General features: G+C 39.8%; 16 protein-coding genes. 5 read left to right on the top strand and 11 right to left on the bottom strand.

Translation table 11 applies throughout. The features are described from left to right. Positions 1–4 precede the first annotated feature (4 nt). The 10 genes from NWF01_05935 to NWF01_05890 form a co-directional block, all read right to left on the bottom strand. A complete protein-coding gene (locus tag NWF01_05935) occupies positions 5–1,204 on the bottom strand; it encodes a glycosyltransferase family 4 protein (protein MCW4024558.1) in 1,200 nt (399 codons plus the stop codon). A 39-nt stretch (positions 1,205–1,243) separates the two neighbouring features. Beyond that, positions 1,244–2,485, bottom strand: a complete 1,242-nt coding sequence (locus NWF01_05930) for a glycosyltransferase family 4 protein (protein ID MCW4024557.1) — start codon at positions 2,483–2,485, stop codon at positions 1,244–1,246. A gap of 12 nt (positions 2,486–2,497) precedes the next feature. Next, positions 2,498–3,466, bottom strand: a complete 969-nt coding sequence (locus NWF01_05925; GenBank protein ID MCW4024556.1) for a glycosyltransferase family 2 protein — start codon at positions 3,464–3,466, stop codon at positions 2,498–2,500. 63 nt (positions 3,467–3,529) lie between these two features. Next, positions 3,530–3,802 carry a hypothetical protein gene (locus NWF01_05920; protein ID MCW4024555.1) on the bottom strand — a complete coding sequence of 91 codons (273 nt, stop codon included), beginning with the start codon at positions 3,800–3,802 and terminating at the stop codon, positions 3,530–3,532. Between the two features lie 153 nt (positions 3,803–3,955). Continuing rightward, the gene (locus NWF01_05915) at positions 3,956–5,533 is read right to left on the bottom strand and encodes a hypothetical protein (GenBank protein MCW4024554.1); all 1,578 of its coding nucleotides are present in this window, start codon (positions 5,531–5,533) and stop codon (positions 3,956–3,958) included. Position 5,534: 1 nt separating this feature from the next. Then, a complete protein-coding gene (locus tag NWF01_05910; GenBank protein ID MCW4024553.1) occupies positions 5,535–6,455 on the bottom strand; it encodes an NAD-dependent epimerase/dehydratase family protein in 921 nt (306 codons plus the stop codon). Next, positions 6,452–7,618 carry a glycosyltransferase family 2 protein gene (locus NWF01_05905; protein MCW4024552.1) on the bottom strand — a complete coding sequence of 389 codons (1,167 nt, stop codon included), beginning with the start codon at positions 7,616–7,618 and terminating at the stop codon, positions 6,452–6,454. Before NWF01_05905 ends, NWF01_05910 begins: the two co-directional genes overlap by 4 nt. A gap of 130 nt (positions 7,619–7,748) precedes the next feature. After that, the gene (locus NWF01_05900) at positions 7,749–8,015 is read right to left on the bottom strand and encodes a hypothetical protein (GenBank protein ID MCW4024551.1); all 267 of its coding nucleotides are present in this window, start codon (positions 8,013–8,015) and stop codon (positions 7,749–7,751) included. Positions 8,016–8,439: 424 nt separating this feature from the next. After that, complete coding sequence (locus NWF01_05895) at positions 8,440–8,694, bottom strand: hypothetical protein (protein MCW4024550.1); 255 nt, start codon at positions 8,692–8,694, stop codon at positions 8,440–8,442. Then, entirely contained in the window at positions 8,691–9,119 is a 429-nt protein-coding gene (locus NWF01_05890) for a hypothetical protein (GenBank protein MCW4024549.1), read from the bottom strand. Before NWF01_05890 ends, NWF01_05895 begins: the two co-directional genes overlap by 4 nt. A gap of 296 nt (positions 9,120–9,415) precedes the next feature. Here NWF01_05890 and NWF01_05885 point away from each other — a divergent pair, with 296 nt between their 5' ends. From NWF01_05885 to NWF01_05865, 5 genes are all read left to right on the top strand, one after another. Then, the gene (locus NWF01_05885; GenBank protein MCW4024548.1) at positions 9,416–10,570 is read left to right on the top strand and encodes a DEAD/DEAH box helicase; all 1,155 of its coding nucleotides are present in this window, start codon (positions 9,416–9,418) and stop codon (positions 10,568–10,570) included. A 108-nt stretch (positions 10,571–10,678) separates the two neighbouring features. Beyond that, the gene (locus NWF01_05880) at positions 10,679–11,902 is read left to right on the top strand and encodes a cysteine desulfurase (protein ID MCW4024547.1); all 1,224 of its coding nucleotides are present in this window, start codon (positions 10,679–10,681) and stop codon (positions 11,900–11,902) included. A 1-nt stretch (position 11,903) separates the two neighbouring features. Continuing rightward, complete coding sequence (locus NWF01_05875) at positions 11,904–12,410, top strand: iron-sulfur cluster assembly scaffold protein (protein ID MCW4024546.1); 507 nt, start codon at positions 11,904–11,906, stop codon at positions 12,408–12,410. Continuing rightward, a complete protein-coding gene (locus tag NWF01_05870; protein MCW4024545.1) occupies positions 12,407–13,645 on the top strand; it encodes a cysteine desulfurase in 1,239 nt (412 codons plus the stop codon). The genes NWF01_05875 and NWF01_05870 overlap by 4 nt, the downstream gene beginning before the upstream one ends. Continuing rightward, positions 13,645–13,914 (top strand): hypothetical protein, encoded by a 270-nt coding sequence (locus tag NWF01_05865; GenBank protein MCW4024544.1) that lies wholly within the window; start codon positions 13,645–13,647, stop codon positions 13,912–13,914. The genes NWF01_05870 and NWF01_05865 overlap by 1 nt, the downstream gene beginning before the upstream one ends. On the opposite strand, the gene NWF01_05860 is transcribed toward NWF01_05865, so the two are convergent. Then, positions 13,911–15,434, bottom strand: a complete 1,524-nt coding sequence (locus tag NWF01_05860) for a hypothetical protein (GenBank protein MCW4024543.1) — start codon at positions 15,432–15,434, stop codon at positions 13,911–13,913. The two genes, NWF01_05865 and NWF01_05860, sit on opposite strands and share 4 nt — an antisense overlap. Between the last annotated feature and the right edge of the window lie 448 nt (positions 15,435–15,882).

Here is a 15,882-nt window from a genome sequence, read left to right as displayed (position 1 = left end):
ACCCTTAAGCAACTGCATCATCAAAAATTCTAGCTAATTTCTTATTTCGGAGAGTTATTGAAAACTTTCCATTTTCTATTTCATAACGTCCCGCTAAACCCATCTTACGTCTGATGGCTTCATCTTCAATTAGTATACTAATTCTTTCAACTATGCCTTGCACTACCACGTCATGAGGCTCTCGTATCTTCCGAATAAAAGAGGGAGAACGCCACAGAGGAAGGAAGTTTTTGTCAGAATATTTAACATTTTTAGAGCAGTTTACTAAAAATCCGGTTCTGCCATTATCCACTAACTCATTATTTGCCCACACATCAGTTGTCACAACAGGCAGTTCATAGCTCATTGCATCCAGAATAACCATTCCGGGAGTAGAATGTCCAGGGAAAACAAAGATATCAGCTGTTTTAAATTCATTAGATAATTCTTCATACGTGATCAAATTGTCTATTATTCTTAAACCTTTCAAGTTAGAACAAAGAGTTTTTTCAAAGGGAGGAACATAACATCTCATTACTAGCTCAAGGTTGGGATAGATCTTCTTTAATTTACTAAAGGCCTCTATCATCTCTCGTCCACCTTTGATGTAAAAATCAATAATGTTGGATGGATTTGCGGTACCTACAAAAAGAATTTTGGCAGGTCCCCCAGAAGGTTCCTTCTTAAAATTCTTGGGATGAACTGCAAGACTCACAACCTCGATTTTATTGTCTAATTCCCCGCAATCAAAACATGCTTCCAAGCTTTTTTTAGCCATATTTGTCCAAGGCAATATTTTCTTACAGTATGGTGAACGAAAGGCTTTCTCTACAGTCTTTCTAACTAAATCAGTTCGACCATATGCAGCTAGAGCGCCTGCATGTTCTAAATCAACAACCCATGGTTGATTATAGTTTACAACATGTTGAGATACATAAATTAAGTCAGCATTAATCTTCGTGGGGGAAAATTTAGAGAGCGCAGAGTAATATATTAGAGGTCTAATACAATCATAGAGGTATTTTGTTGCTGAATAACTAATTATTTTCCGGTCTATTGGATAGAAACGAGATTGATTAATTGATGAGCCTTTTGGCACCAGAAAAGTATAGCCCTCAGGAGGATAACTTACTATCTCGTTATAGAGCGAGTGGAAATCCCACCCAGACAGCCGACCTTCTAAATAAATCGAACGACAAAGGGGGTTATCAAGTTTAACGCTCATAATTTTATGCACTTTTAAGTTATTTTAGTTATCAATATTTCAGTTTTCTGACAATACTTTATTATACACATAAAGTGTTTTTTCAGAGACATAATCCCAAGAGCTTTTTCTAAGTAAATCGTCGACGCCTTTTTGTATTTGAAGTCTTAAAGTGGAATCACTCATTGCACGATCAATTGAACTAGCTAATGCCACAGGGTCTTGAGGCGGAACTAGGATTGCATTTTCACCATCAGTAAGAAGGTCTCTAGCAAAATTCAGTTCAGAGATAACCACTAACTTCCTGTGCTGCAAAGCAAAAGTTAATGTGCTGCTTGCACCGAAATTGTAAATGTAAGGGAACACAATAATTTTTGATATATCCATCAACCTGTCAGTATCTTGTAGATTGAAGGCACCTAAAAAGATAACACGTTTTTGTTTAATCAAATTTGATGCAAGCTCGGTAAGATAGTTTTGATAGTATTGATAATATGAAGGAACATGACCCGCAATTACTAGGACCCAAGAAGGATGAGAAAAGGAAAGTTTTTCAAATGCCTTAATTAAGGTGTCCAATCCTTTTCGCGGGCTAACTGCACCTAAGGCAAGTATTACCTCTGATCCGACAGGTATATAGTCGTCAAACCTACGAGAAGGAGCGGAAGAATAAGCCACAGGAGCAACACCGTAAGGTATCACGGAAACTTTTCTAGGGTCCGATTTATAATCGTGACATAATAAGAGTTTTAAAGAATCTCCATGGACAATTACTTCATTAGATAAGGATGCAATCAGTCTATAAAGTAAGATAAATGCTGATTCAACAATTTTTTTGGAAAATTTCGGCAATGTAAAACCGGGTAAATTTAACTTGAAGTCATAGCGAGGGAGAACAGAATGAATGGTGGTTACACTTTTTATTTTTGCTATTCGAAGAAAAAGCAATAACAAAGGTAGAAGGATGCTCGCGTAAAAGACTCCGAATTCATTGAACTCCCATTGGATATGTACTATATTGACTCTATCATGTAATGCTCTTTTAAGAATATCAAAAGGGAAAGAGTAAGTTGACCAAATTTTTGGGTGAGCAGAGGGGTCTTTTGGCAAACGCTTCTCCGAGGAAAAGGGTATTTTTTTGTAATATTTTGGCCTATATATGAAAGAGGTAAAGTTTGGGTACAGGCGACTTAATGATTTTAGAAGAAAAGGACTGTACCATTGGCGGTAATCAACACACGCCAATCGGATAGTTTTTTTACCCAAATAGTTTTCCCTACTATAACAATCAGGTTTTTCCAAGATACGCGGCACTCAATGAGCTTTACTGGTTTTTTTGAAAAGACGCAGAATTGCATATAGTGTTATAGCTGTTGAAATCATAAAGAAGCCCATAAAAACAAAAGTGACCGATGCTAATGCAAGATTTGTTACTATACGATGTTCAATCGCATAAATATTCAGCAACCAAAACCCGAATAAGGTACCTACAGTGAGTGATAGTGCACCAGGTGCCCCCAAATACATTATAGGCCTGTCTTCGACAACTAAACGGACAATAGACATTATAAGACCAACACCGTGAGAAAACGGATGACTTGTAGAAGTTTTTACACCCACGCTATCACCGTATTTGCAGGACACAGGAACCTCATGTAACCTTAAACCAGTCTTGTTTACAGCTCGAATTAGTTCTAAGCTGGCACTCATACCATCCTCAGATATATCACCCAGAGTTTCAATAGCAAATTTACTATAAGCTCTAAAACCACTTTGAGAATCACTTATGGTATTTTTGCTGGCGCCATTGCTTAATTTTGTGATAACTTTTACACCCATTTGCCGATAGGCGGGCATGTCGGCTGTACCTTGTTCATCTATGAATCTGCTACCTAAAACGACATCTGCAATGCCCTCTTTGATAGGGTTAATTACACGTGGAATCTCGGAAGGGTCGTGTTGTCCATCTGAGTCAATAGTGACCAAAACATCGGCATTCAATTCCCGTGCCCGTTTAAATACACTTTGCAGTGCAGCACCATATCCTAAATTTCTTCTGTGACGAATAACTACAGCACCTAAACGTTCAGCAATTTCACCAGTTAGATCTGAAGAACCATCATCACATACGATTACTGTATGCACATGTTTTTGTGCGCCCAAAACTACTTTTGCAATTGTTTTCTCTTCATTATATGCAGGTATACCTGCAACAATGAGGGGACTTGCCTTTTCAACACCTATTTTTTTAAAGCTATTTGATGTTTCTTCAAGTTCAATCATAATAGTTACCCTAGATTCAATAGTAGAGCATTATAGAGCACACACTGAGTTAGTTAAGCAGAGTTACTTATTCGCATGCATTACAGCCAAGTATTTAGCGAAAGACAGATCTGGTGCCCAGTCTTTAGCTGAAATATTGCCCAAACCCTGAGCAATTATACTGATTTTTCCTGCAAGAGAACAGCCAATAGTTCTTGTCAGTTTGAAGAATTTACCTGTTAATAGCTCTTCCAACTTACTCACAACGATAGAGATACTTCTGGCAAGCTGTGAACTGCGTATGTCCGCTGTGACTTGTATTGTTAAATCAAAAAGCACTCGATCAATTCGAGACAAAGCTTTGAACCATATTCCTGAACGTATAGCTTTTAATCGCAATTTAAGTAGTTGAATGTTACTGAGCAAGTTTAAAATACTAACTACCCTCTATTTTGACTTCTCAATTTGGATGAAACATTTAACATATCCCTTAAAAGCTTTCTGGTCAAGCTAGTAAACTTCCCAAATAGATATTCGGTCAAAAGTCTGAAGTTCAAAAAAATCAGGGGATACATAAGCAATATCCCAACCAATAGGTTGATTCCACCCAACAAAATACACATCACCATACCCTAATGCACAGACCTTATTTAGTGCCAAATCAAGGCTATTTACATAATAAACTATAGTAATTGAATCATTTAGATACATTTTACCCCAATTTAAAAGGTGAAATTGTAAAATTACATAAGAAGAAGAGTTGATATTAGAATTTAACCAACTCATTGCTTTAACTACATCATCTACGTCTTGATAGGGAACTGACGGGTCAGTTGAGAAATAAAGCTGTGTTCCGGTGATGTTTGGCACGCTTTTGTTTGCATAAGTCATTGTTATAGGTGTCATAAGGTAAGCAGCACCTAAAGTCATCGTAATTAGAATCATAGCTTTGACTTTCTTATGAGAAATAGGTAAAGAAAAAAAAGTGTTTAACTTAAGAGACGAATTTTTCAATATTTTAGTTGCACCATAAATAGCGTAAAATGTGAAAGGATATACAAGCATGAACATCCAGCGGTGCCAGTATTGCAGAGCAAAGAACGGCACAATCAAGCAACCAAAGGAGCCGAATAGAGCCAGTAACACCCAAATCGTCAAGATGCCATTTCTGAAATAGCCTTTTTTGACAAGTAGGATATATGGTAAAAACAAAACAGTAAATAGTAAAACAACCTGTAGTAGCAACATCCAATAGTTTGAGTATGAATCGAGAGAAGTCTGAACCTGCAGATAATTAACAAAAAAAATAGATTGTCGAGCACTTACCACATCGCCAGCGTTCATAACGTTTGAAGGCATGGTATCAAAATTAACTGGATAAAGTTTAAAATATAAACCAACCATAAAAACTGATAACGCGGGAATAATACCAATTAACAACGGTTTAAAACTGCAGGTACTTTTATGTTCAATCAGTTTCCAACCCAAAAGGCCAATGATAGTGACCAGTAGAATTACTGCGGCATATTCATGAGCAAAAACCGTCAGCAAAGACAAACCCGTAAAAAGTGCAAAACCCCGTTTAGAATTAACAGTTTTAACATAAGAAAAAGCAAATAGTAAAAGGCCCAAGCCCAGAGTGTTTCTAAGCAAGTCCCAACTTATCCGAAGTGAAGCTAACTGCAAAGCAAAAAATATTGCTGCAACTAAGCTCATCTTGAAGCTCCAGTTGAGCGTTTTTCGTGCGAACCAATATACTCCAGCCACGTTCAAGCCAAAAAGCAAAGGTGCAAAAAACTTCAATATCATAAAGGGATCACCTTGAATGATTTTTTGAAGCGGAACTATAATTGCATACAGTAGCCAAGTGGTAGTAAAAATTTGTGTCCAGTTTGATATTATCAGTTCTTGTTGCATTTTTAATGCATAGTGTGTAGTGTCGTAGCCTATTGGGTTTGGGTAAGCCAGAAGTTCAGGTATCAATCTTACTGCAAAACCTATAAGCATACAGAAAGCTAAGGCTTTGTATTCTGATTGCGATATTTTGTTTAAGGTATTATTAAATATAGGTTTCACAAGTTTTGCCATACTATCTTTTTTGCAATTCCTGTAAGCCAGCAGATAATGAAATTCCTGCGTTTAAATCTAACAATTGTTTTAATTTTGAAAAGTTACCATAACTAAATTTAATATCACCTTCTCGGGTGTCTTCATAGGAAATTTTTAGTTTAGAATGAGCATTGTCCAAGATAGTTTGAGCCAATTCTTTAATGGTAACTGATTTGCCTGTTCCTATGTTCAGTATTTCTCCATCAGCTTTATTGCAATTCAACGCTCGAAATATGGCTTCAACTACTGTAGAAACATGAACAAAATCTCTTGTTTGTGTCCCATCACCATAAATTACTAAGGGTTGATCAAGTCTTAGGCGGTCAATGAACTTTGTTATTACTCCGCTGTACTCGTTTGAGCCTTGTCGCGGACCATAAACATTGAATAATCGAAATATAACCGATTTTAAATTCGCACGTTCATGAAATCCGATACAATATCGTTCGGCAAGCAATTTAGATTCAGCATACGGTGAAAGGGGATTGGTTGGGTGGACTTCATCTATTGGTAAATAAGTTGGGTCGCCGTATACTGCACATGAAGATATGAATACAAATTTGCTAACGCCTTTTTGTGCGCCAGCAGCAAGCAAGTTTAATGTTCCACCAATATTTGTTTCATAAGTAAGTTGTGGATTTTTCACAGAAAAAGGCACACTAACGATAGCGGCTAAGTGAGCGATGGAATTACAGTCTTTGACTGATTCTGTAACGGTTTCAAAATCATTAATGTCTCCTTTGATGAAATCAACTTTGCCAGTTTTTATGTGGCTCTCAATATTGGAAAGATTACCTGTTGAAAGATTATCAAGTACCCGAACATCATGACCACAGTTTACTAATCGGTCAATAAGATGACTGCCAATAAAGCCTGCACCACCAGTTACTAGTATCTTCATTTTAGTTCAACTTCTACTTTTTTGGGGAATGCAGGATCATTTACTGTACCACTTTTTTCAGTTTTAAGCCAATTTGCAGGTCTCCGAAGCAAGCTTTGCATGCCAGCATAGAAGGCTATGAATGATTGTATCATCCAGTAGCCAAAAACAAATGGTAGCCACAGTAGATTTTTTAAACGCATAGGCTTTGTAACATAAATCAAAGCAGTACCGCAGAGTAGGATAAGGATGGAGGTAGCGATCATTGAAAATGCAGATAGTCCGCTCCACAGGATATTGTAAGGTGCCTCGTTGAAGAATAAACCACATGTCATCAAATAAGAAAGTAAAGAAACCATCAGAATGAATGGGCCAACAAGAGTTACTTCAGCATCAAAGTTTCTCCAACTAGGTTTAGTCATTAATTTACCGTATTTGACTGCAACATCCATTGTTCCTCTAAACCAGCGGGTACGTTGGCTAAAGAGTGTTTTTAGTTTAGAGGGGCTTTCTTGCCAAGAAAGAACATCACCAGCATATCGTATAGCATACTTGTTTTCTGCAAGTTTAGCTGAAAACTCCATGTCTTCAGATAGGATATTTTCATCGAATCCTGAAAGTTTTTCAAGTACATCTCGTCTGATGAATTGACAACTGCCTTTAAGGTGGACAAATAATCCTAAAGTGTCTTTGCCACGCAGGTATGCTTCACACCAAACGGCTTCTTCATAGGAAATAAACTGTGTAAGCATGTTTTCTTTTGAGTTAATTGACATTGTTCGACCTTGAACCGCTGCAACATTGGAAACATCAAAATATTTAGCAGCTTTAATTAAGACGTCACACGCTGGAACGTTGTCTGCATCAAAAACCGCAATAAGTTCACCGCTAGCATGGCGCATACCATAATTTAGTGCAGAAGGTTTACCAGTTGAAGAGCTTCTTTGATAAAGTTGAAAATTTTTATTACTGAGGACAAATTGTTTGCATATATCAAGCGTATTATCTCTTGAACCGTCCTCAACAATAATTACTTCGTATTTGTCTGTTGGATAGTTTATTTTTGATAAAGAGGATAATAGTCTTCCGATAACTTTGCCCTCGTTTTTTGCTGGAACAATAACTGAAAATGTAGGTAAAACAGCTACATCAGCAGAGTTACCACTTTGTTTTCGCTTGGACAACCGAAGGTTTCTTACGCCAATTGCCAAGATAGGTAAATTATACAACACCCAAGCGTATACAACTACGAATAGCCCGATTAAGATTATATTTATTATTTCCAGCATGGTTGTTCCTTAATTTGATTTAACATTAAATTGAACCAATATTATATCCTGAATTGATTTTCATTACCGCAAGATATCTGGCAAACCCAAACTCACTAGCCCATTCGCGGGCAATTTTGTTACCCCAGCTTTGAGCAAACACACTAAATTTATTGGCTGCCTGAAAACCAATTTCTTTTGTTGCTCGCGAGAGACCACTTTCGATAAGATTGCCCAACTTGCTTGTGATGGAAAGAAGTTGAGTTACCAGCGTCGTACTGCAAACATTGTCGTTAGCAACTTGTATTGTCAAGTTTACTAGTACACGATCTATTCTACTTAATACTTTAAACCATAAACCCGAACGCATTGCCTTCAATCTCAACTTAATTAGACTTATTTTTTCTATGAAGCTAAATATTTTTCGGAACTTCCTTTTCATCTACTTAACCAAACTATAGCTTAGTTGAGCAACAAGTTATTTGCTTCTGTAGTCTATTAAGCTTTATTCATATAAGTCAAATAAGATAATCTGATGGACACAAAAACAGCTTTGAATTAAGACATATTTAGCCAAATGGCTGAAAAAACAAGATATTTTTTAAAAATATGGAGCTACTGTCTGGGAAAAACAGTGGGGAAGTTTTTCTCGTTTATTTACTCCCACATTAATTAATAGCAACCTTAGTCTTTCCTGATTTTTCTTCAAAATAGCATCCACAATATTTCCAAAACAGCTAACTGTCTTCAGCGTCTTCTTTTGCTAGCTCAACAGAAACAGAATCAACATGACTAGCCCTCTGACGTAGCTTTTTCTTTCTATATGCTTCGTCACGCCCGCGCATAAAAGCCTCTTCTTCAACAGTTATTTCATCATCGTCAAGCATTTGTTCACGTTGTTTTGAATTGTAAATATCATAAGTATCATCTGTTTCTTTTTCGATTGACCGAGTGGAAAAATGTGGTGGAGGTTTTTTGGTTTTTTTACTCATTTCACAAAACGTCTCCGTAATTTCTCTTCAAATAGAAGCAGAAGTGCTCCAATAAACATTATGCCTGAAGCAAAAAATTGAGTTGAAGTGTTCCACACGCCAAACAGGAAATAGTAAGAGGTCCAAGTCCACTCATATGCTGGAAAAACACCCTGAGTCCATAAGCCAAAATAAACCAAGTCTTGTGTAGATGTTACTACAAAGGCTTCTAAAAAAATAGTTAATTTTGTGTTTTTGTGGTAGAGGTGAAGCGTGAGTATTGCTGTTTGGTAGAGCAAAATGTAGACTATTTGATTGGTAAAGTACCAGTTGATGCTAAATACTAAACCGTAAGAATATAACTCTTTATTGATTAAATAGTCAAGTCTAGTGTATAGAAGCATAAGACAAAAAAATACGAATAGCCCAATGATCCATTTCTTCATAAAACTTAGCCTGCTTAAAAGTAAGCTTTCAGTTGGAACCAAATCGAAAAGAACCAAATGATAATACATTTACGTTTGTGATTGAAATAATACAACAACATCAAAAACAAATTATATAGAAAACTACACTAATTTCTCAAAAATTAAGTATTGAATACCCTCAAATCCTGCTAAAGCCTTTTATACGCCCTTCAAAATGTTGTTAGTTCGTCACATTAACTCATGTATCACTAAAGCTCCTGAGCTTTCGAAAATAGGCATGAATTATTTCTGTGGCAGGAGAAAAAATAATCAATATGCAAATTCAAAAATTTCAAGACTTACCTCTAAGTGGGGAAGTCTTAAGAAGTATAGAGGAACTTGGGTTTAAGGAACTTTTTCCAATACAAGCCCAAGCGATAATACCACTGCTTGAAGGCAGAGACGTTATCGGTCAAGCGCAAACAGGAACAGGAAAAACCGCAGCTTTCGGGCTGCCCATGGTTGAACGGATAAACCGCGAAATCCGTGGTGTTCAAGGCCTGATTTTGACACCAACCCGTGAGCTTGCCTTGCAAGTAGCAGATAACATGGCAAAATTCGCCAAACACCGCAAAATCAAAGTCTTAGCAGTTTATGGCGGGGAATCCATCAACAAACAAATCCACGCGCTATCAAGTGGAGTTCACATTGTAGTAGGCACGCCAGGTCGCTTAATTGACCTAATGAAGCGGCGTGTGTTGAATTTATCAGCGGCGAAGATTGTTGTTTTGGATGAGGCAGATCGCATGCTGGACATGGGCTTTATTGATGATATCAAGTATATCCTATCTAAGGTGCCCAAAGACAGACAAACCAGCCTTTTTAGCGCAACCATTGACCAAAATGTCATGAGCATCTGCAATCAGTACATGAAAAACCCAGAAAAAATCATGGTTAGCAAAGACGAGATAGCAGTAACCCAGATGAAACAGTACTACATAGCCGTTAACCAAAGCGGCAAATTCAACGCACTCATTAACATCCTACAAGACCAAAGCGTGGATAAAGCCATTGTTTTCTGCCGAACCCGCCATGAAGCAAGCAAACTTTCCGACCAACTCTACCGCAGACGCATCCGCTCACAAGCACTGCACGCTGGTTTTACACAAGCACAAAGAGAACGTGCAATTGGAGATTTCCGTTCAGGCAGAACAAACCTGCTTATCGCCACTGATGTTGCAGCTCGTGGCTTAGACATTGAAGGCATAACCCACATAATCAACTATGATGTTCCAATGGATCCACCGAACTATTTCCACCGCATCGGCAGAACCGCACGCAAAGGAACGGAAGGCACCGCAATCACGCTTGTCAGCTTTAGTGAAATGACATACTTTAACGACATTCGGTCACTGACAAAAACAAAAATTCAAGAAATAAAAACTGCAACCCAAGAAGCTGACGATTCGCCAATCCAAAGCTTCGTCTAACCTTCTTATTTTTTAACAACCCAAATCAGCCAAAGTTTTTTTACTTGATTAATTATTATTTTGAACAGTAGCGAGTTATCTTATCCCTAAAAACGGTCAGGATACTGTATGGTTGAAAACGTAAAAGAACTCCTAAAACTCCACGAAGGCATAACCCGCCAAGTCTACCTAGACAACGAAAACAGCTGCATTGTCCCCCAAGAAGTCGTAGACGCAATGCTGCCCTACTTTAACAAAACTGCCTATGGCAACCCCTCACTCACCCACAAACCCGGCTGGGAAGCATTCGAAGCCGTAATGGGGTGCTTCCAAAAAATCAGCAAATTCATCGGCGCAAAAAACCAAGAAGAACTCACTTTTACACCCAGCGAAACCGAAGCAAACAATCAAGCCATCATGGGCGCCTGTTTTGCGCAGAAAGAGCATGGTAAAAAAATCGTAATCAGCGAAATCGAACCCGTCAACGTGATGCAAACTGCAGAGATGATGAGTAAATTTGGGTTTTCAACTGTTAAAGTGCCTGTTGACTATGAGGGCTTTGTGGATTTGGAAAAACTCAGAGAAGCAGTAGACAAAGAAACAATCCTCGTCAGTATCTCCGCCGTGAACAATGAAATCGGCACAATCCAACCCCTCAAGGAAGCCGTGCAAATCGTTAAAGACAAAAACCCCAAAACGCTCTTTCACACGGGCGCCAGCGACGCATACTGCAGAATCCCCTTCAACGTACAAGACCTAAACGTTGACATGGCAACACTGAGTAGTTACAAGATTCAGGGTCCACGCGGTATGGGCGCACTGTGGCTTCGAGACGGCATAAGCATGGAACGCATCATTGAAGGACAAATTGGGACTCAGCGGCTTTGGCCAGGCATTGAAAACACGCCCTTAATTGTTGGCTTCACCAAGGCATCTGAGTTGGCTTTCCAAGATTTCGATGCCAATGTTGCTAAAATGCGGAGATTACGCGATATGCTGGTTGATGGCATATTTGGTGAGCTTTCGGATTTACGGTTTAACGGTCCAAAAGGAGACAAACGCAGCCCCGACAACGCCAACGTCAGCATTTTGCGCTGTGAGGGCGAAGCGTTAACCATTGAATTGAGTCTTAAGGGCGTTTATGTGTCCAGTGGAAGCGCCTGTAGTCGAAGGCTTTTGCAGCCAAGCCACGTGTTGGTTGCGATTGGGCGCAGATACAGTGAAGCTCATGGCAGCATTTTGATGAAGGTTACGCGTAGCTTTACAGAAGAGGATATAGCTTACGTTTTGGAAGTGTTACCTTCAGCTGTGAATAGGATAAGAGGCATCGTTGGTTCAACAGGAGTAGAATAAAATGTCACGAATACCCCTACCGTACAACCCCAAAGTTATGGATTTATTCCGTAACCCCAAAAACCTTGGAAAAATGGAAGACGCAACAGTAGTCGCCATCGCAGGCAATCCCGCCTGTGGAGACATGATAACCTTTTACCTCAAAATCGAAAACAACACAATAACCAAAGCCAGCTTCGAAAGTTACGGCTGCGCAGCCAACATCGCCACATCCAACATAGTTACTGAAATGATTAAAGGCTTAAGCTTAGAAACTGCATGGACTGACATCACTTGGAAACGTGTCACCGAAGAAATTGGGGGTTTGCCCAGCGTCAAGTTCCACTGTGGTGTTCTTGCTGTGGGTGCACTTAAACGTGCCATCCGCCAGTATTTTACGGAAAAAGGCGGCGAAGCACCAGTTTGGCTTCCTAAAGATTTAACGTTTGAGGAGAAACAAGCCTTAGAGGAAGAGGAACTTGCTAAGACTCTTTCAAAGAGGCTTAAGCCGGAGGAAGAAAAAAAATAAGTTTTGACCCCGACAGGATTCGCCAAGATTTCCCAATTCTGAAAAGGCAAATTAACGGCAATCCAATGATTTACTTCGACAACGCTGCAACTACCCAAAAACCACAAAAAGTAATCGACGCCATAAACGACTATTACGTTAACCACAACGCAAACGTACACCGAGGCGTCCACACCCTCTCCATCGAAGCAACAGACCTCTACGAAAAAGCACGAAGCAAAACCGCAGAGTTCATCGGCGCAAAAGACCCCGCAAACATTGTTTTTGTCAGGGGAACAACTGAGGCGATTAACTTGGCGGCGTATTCTTGGGGAATCAGCAACCTATCCGTTGGCGATGAGGTTTTGGTTTCTCTTATGGAGCATCACAGCAACATTGTACCATGGGAAATCATCTCAAAACTCAAAGGCTTCACAATAAAATACGCCAAAGTAAACGAAGAAGGCATACTTGACATCGAGGACTTCCAAAGCAAACTATCTAAAAAAACCAAAATTGCCTGCCTAAGCCAAGTTTCAAACGTCAGCGGAGTCATAAACGACATAAAACCCATCACAAAAATGGTGCATGATAACGGCTCACTCATGCTGGTTGACGGTGCGCAGTCGGTGCCTCACATGCCAGTGGACGTGTCGGATTTGGATGTTGATTTTTTGGCGTTTTCAGGTCATAAAATGTTGGGTCCAACAGGCATCGGCGTGTTGTATGGCAAAAAGGAATTGCTTAAGGCTATGTCGCCTTTTCAGGGCGGCGGTGAAATGATAAGAGACGTTTCGTTCAACACGGGCAAAGCACGTTGTGATATTGTTTATAATGAGTTGCCGTGGAAGTTTGAAGCAGGAACCCCTGACATTTGCGGTGCTATTGGGCTAAACGCAGCTATTGATTACCTTCAAGGCTTAGGGATGGCTCAGATTTTTGAGCATGAAAAAGCCTTAACCGCATACGCGATGAAACGGATGCTTGAATGCAGCAACGTCACAATGTATGGTCCAAGTGATGCCACTATGAAATGCGGAATTATCCCATTTGGTGTTAAGGGTTTGTCATCTCATGATGTTGCCCTGCTCTGCGACAACTACGGCATAATGATTCGTAGCGGATATCACTGTGCCCAGCCACTGCACGAAATCTTTAAGATTCAATCTTCTGCGCGGGCAAGCTTTTACCTCTACAATACACAACAGGAAGTTGACCGCTTCATAGATATATTAAAGGAGATTGAGACGCAGTAATGGCGTCGGTTGATGATTATGTTGCACGAATAGAGGGGGTATGTGGTGCCGAAAGAGATGTGGTGGTTATTTTTAAGTTTGAGAAAAAAGATGAAGTCATCCAAAAAATAATGCAAAGAACTCAACATAAAAACACGATTGCGGGCGTAATTTATGAGTTAACCTTTAAAGAATACTCTTTTCGGCTCTACACCAGCGGGAAAGCGATTTTTCGCAGCATAAAAAACAAGCAAATCCTCAAAAAACTCTTAGCTGATTTACTGCTTTAACGTTTGAGTTTGATTTTTGTTCTGCTAACCCAGTTGAATACGGGAAACAAGGGTTTTTTGATAACTGATGGCAGGGCATCTTTTAGGGGTTTATGTAGTCCAAGCGTGACCGCAAGTTTTCCTTTACGTGAAAGCGGTATAACGTACCTGTTTAGGGGGTACTGTACGAAGCCATTGTTTTGCTTAAAGATATCAAGGGAAGGGTGATTGCCGATTCTGCCATACATCAACCAGTGCGCCTTCTTCTGCGTAGCAACTTCTACAGCTTTTGCTAAAACCGCATTGTTTAGGGCTTTGTCCCAGTGTTTTTGGAGTGAAAGAATCTGAGCAACTATACCGATATTGTCACCGAACTCCAGTTGGATAAAGCCCAACAGTTCCTCATCCAAGTAAGCGCCGATAAAGATGCCGTCCTGCGCAGACATAACCTGAGCCTCAACATTTTCCAGTGAAACACCATAATGCGAAAAAGCACGGCCTTGACGTATTGGGGTTTCATTATAAATTTTCCAAATACCCAACGCTAACTCTTTACTGGGCTCAACAATTTTGACTTGAACCCCGCTTTTCTCAGCCTTACGCACCATATTGCGGGTTTTCTTGCCTATTTGCGCCCACCATTGCTCATAACTGGAAATTTCCAGTAACGCAATATTGTCAGAGTTTTTTATCCATGTCGTGGGTGGGTTTGGTATTGGATTGCACCATGAACGTTCAAGAAAACTGTAAACGTCAACGTTTCGGTCTTTTAATTTCCCAAGAAAAGCCTCGTTGAAAACGGAATCTTTCAGGTATTCAGTTGTGAAACTGGCGATTTTTATAAGACCTTTCTTTTGGATACTTAAATTGTCAAGGTCACCGTCAACCTGCAAAATCTTCTTCAACGTAGGGTAGAAGGGTCCACGGTGGTTTAGTTTTCCACGATTAAAGAGCCATTCAGGGTGAACATGCAAGATTTCCCCTGTTTTTACGGCGCGGGCAACAATCTCGTCTACGTCCTTGGGAGACATAACGTTGCAGCACCAGTCTAAGCCGATAGAGTTTACGGGATGCCCATCGTTTGGGAACTCGTAGAAGGATTTTAGTGGAAAATCAGAAGGCACAGATGCTCTGGTTTGTCCAGGTTTTCTTTTCCAAATTATTTGTCCAAGCAATCGTTGGGTTCCATGAATGGTGTAGTAGCGGATTTTTTTGCCTGTTATTGCCTCGAGTTTTTTAAGTTCTTTTTGGGCTTTTTTTGCGATGTGTAAGCCGATTTCATGTTTTGAATTGTCAAGCAATTCGCGGAGTTGCTTGTCGGGGATGGTTTTGGGTGTGAAAAACCAGTATGCCTTAATGTTTTGGTCTGATTCGTTAATCATTTTGGCGATGATTTTAGCGTTTTTCACGTAGCCTGATTTGACTGTGATGCCCAAGAAGGCTAAAATGAGGCTTTTGTTGCGTGAAGGGTACGGGTAATCCACGTCAAGCCGAAGAAGTACTAAATCGTCAGTTTTAGTATCATTTTGGGGTTGGGGCATCTGCAATTTCAAGTCAATCTAAGAAAGCAGCAACCTCACATTTTTGCTTTATGATACAAAACCAGCCCACAGCCTCAAAAGGCACAACTCTTGTTTGAGCGGAAAACGGTTTAGGCTAAAACTCAGCCACCAAATTCAGCATACTAATAACTTGAAAATGCTTCATTAGTGACCTCCCCTCTATCGTTTCTGCAATGAATTTCATAGGCACCAAATAGAAATGCTGTAGTTGAAGAAATTTTGGAACCCTTGAAACGTATCACAAGAGCAGCTGACGCCGGCGGCTTTGGATGAGGAGCAGTAAGCCTCAAAACCTTCCATCCCCTCTGGTTTGTCCAGTACTGCATTGGGCTTTTCGGACGGCAAGAAGCCGAAGCATTCCTACATGGCAGCATGAAAACACCGCCCGTATACATCCGAGTTAACACCCTCAAAGACCTCGAAGAAG

This window comes from Candidatus Bathyarchaeota archaeon (genome assembly GCA_026014585.1).
In the GTDB taxonomy this organism is placed as follows: domain Archaea; phylum Thermoproteota; class Bathyarchaeia; order Bathyarchaeales; family Bathycorpusculaceae; genus Bathycorpusculum.
This window is presented reverse-complemented; position numbering and strand designations above follow the sequence as displayed.